Below are 1,680 nucleotides of genomic sequence, written 5' to 3' on the forward strand. Positions count from 1 at the left end.
TCGGCGACGGCCTCGGGGAATGGCCGTCGCCGAGCCCTGGTGATGTGCGCTTGTCGTCCCCGGCCGGGCGGCACACACCGGGGCCAGTCGAGTGATGGCCCCGTCCTGGGGATGCGCCGAGTGGCTTCCGCTATGCCGGAACCGCAGTCTTCTCCGACGTCGTCTCCGCCGTCAGCTGCGCCGCCTGCCCTGGCGGGAGGTCCCGCTCCAGCACCGAACCCTCGACCAGCTACACGGACGCCGCGTGATCCGCCGGCTCAAGGTCTGCACCGTCCAGCCCTGACTGCTCTTCGCCCACGCCGTCCAGGCCATCGAGGTCAAGCGGCGTCGCACCAACCGCAGGACAGGCAAGACCACCATCAAGACGATCGACGCGGTCACCAGCCTCACCGCGGACCAGGTCACCGCATCCCAGCTCGCCGAACTGATCTGCGGGCACTGGCAGGTGAAAGCCCTGCGCCACGTGCGGGACGTGACCTCCGCCGAAGACGCCTCCAGCGTCCGCACCGGCACTGCACCCCGCGCCATGGCGCCCCTCCGCAACCTCGCCATCGGCCTCATCCGCCAGGCCGGATGGACGAATATCGCCGCCGCCACCGACCACTATCGGTCACGAACCGACCACGCACTCCAACTACTCGATCTTGAAACCTGAGAACGCATCAGCCCTGCCCCGCTACAGCTCACCGCGGGGGCGGGCCCGCTGCCGATGCCGGTCGGCGGTGTGCCTGTCGCCCGGTTGGTCTGCGGTCATCGGACCGGGTTCCAGCCGTCGGTGCCGGCCAGGTACTTCTGGGCGGTGTAGTCGGCGGCCTCGGCGTCGGTCAGCTTCGGCGCGTTCTGGACGCCCGCTCCGAGCCCGGAGTTGTGGTACTCGCTGAAGCGCGCCTGTTGCCAGGTGTAGTCGGGGACCATGTCGGTCCAGGGATGCGTGTCGTTGTTCTGGTGGCCCACCGTGCTGTCGCGGACCACCGCCTGGGGCCAGGTGTCCGTGGTGTTGTGCCACGGTCGGCCCAGGTACATCGAACGCACGGGTGCCGAACCGTCGTTGAGTATCTGGCAGCCGGTGATGAGGATTCCGTACTTCTTGCTCTTGTCGGTGTTCGGCGCCAGTACCGTGCCACCGGGCCAGTAGAGGACCTGGACGTAGGAGCGGTCGATCACCGCGGTGGCGTTGCCGAAGATGAAGTCCACATCGCCCCGGATGTGGCAGTTGTAGAAGTACTGCCGCGCTTGGGTCGTGGCCGACTGCCCCTTGACGAGCAGGGTGTCCTGATGGCTCCAGATCGCCACGTTGTCGTACACCTGCCGGTCACCCATCGCGGCCACCGCGACGGCCTGGGTCTCGTACGGGCTGATCTCCGGGTGGGCGTTGCGGTCGAAGGTGTTGGAGATCGTGAGGTTCTTGACGGTCAGGTTGTCCGACTTGAAGGTGGCCACAGCGCTGGTCTGGGTGCCGTACTTCAGGCCGGTCGTCGGGTCGATCATCCCGTGGCACCTGGTGTTGTAGATGACGACATCCTCGCGGTTGCCGGTGAGGCTCTCGATCGTCAGCCAGCTCTTGTCACTCGACACGCTGATGACCGTGCGCCACGAACACAACGGGAGGTTCTGATGTAGACGGAATCTTCCGACGTGGTGCTGCACTGGTGATGGAGGTAGGCCCTCCGGGACCGCCCA

2 protein-coding genes are annotated in these 1,680 nt (G+C 66.8%); one reads left to right on the forward strand and one right to left on the reverse strand.

What is annotated here, in order from left to right; genetic code table 11:
• Positions 1 to 472 precede the first annotated feature (472 nt).
• Positions 473 to 655: a hypothetical protein gene (locus ABZ453_RS51220; protein WP_359026959.1), complete on the forward strand. Its 183-nt coding sequence runs from the start codon at positions 473 to 475 to the stop codon at positions 653 to 655.
• Between the two features lie 95 nt (positions 656 to 750).
• Here the strand turns inward: ABZ453_RS51220 and ABZ453_RS51225 are convergent, their stop codons facing one another.
• Positions 751 to 1,575, reverse strand: a complete 825-nt coding sequence (locus ABZ453_RS51225; RefSeq protein ID WP_359026961.1) for a pectinesterase family protein — start codon at positions 1,573 to 1,575, stop codon at positions 751 to 753.
• Positions 1,576 to 1,680 lie beyond the last annotated feature (105 nt).

Source organism: Streptomyces sp. NPDC005799 (assembly GCF_040630525.1).
GTDB lineage: Bacteria > Actinomycetota > Actinomycetes > Streptomycetales > Streptomycetaceae > Streptomyces > Streptomyces griseorubiginosus_B.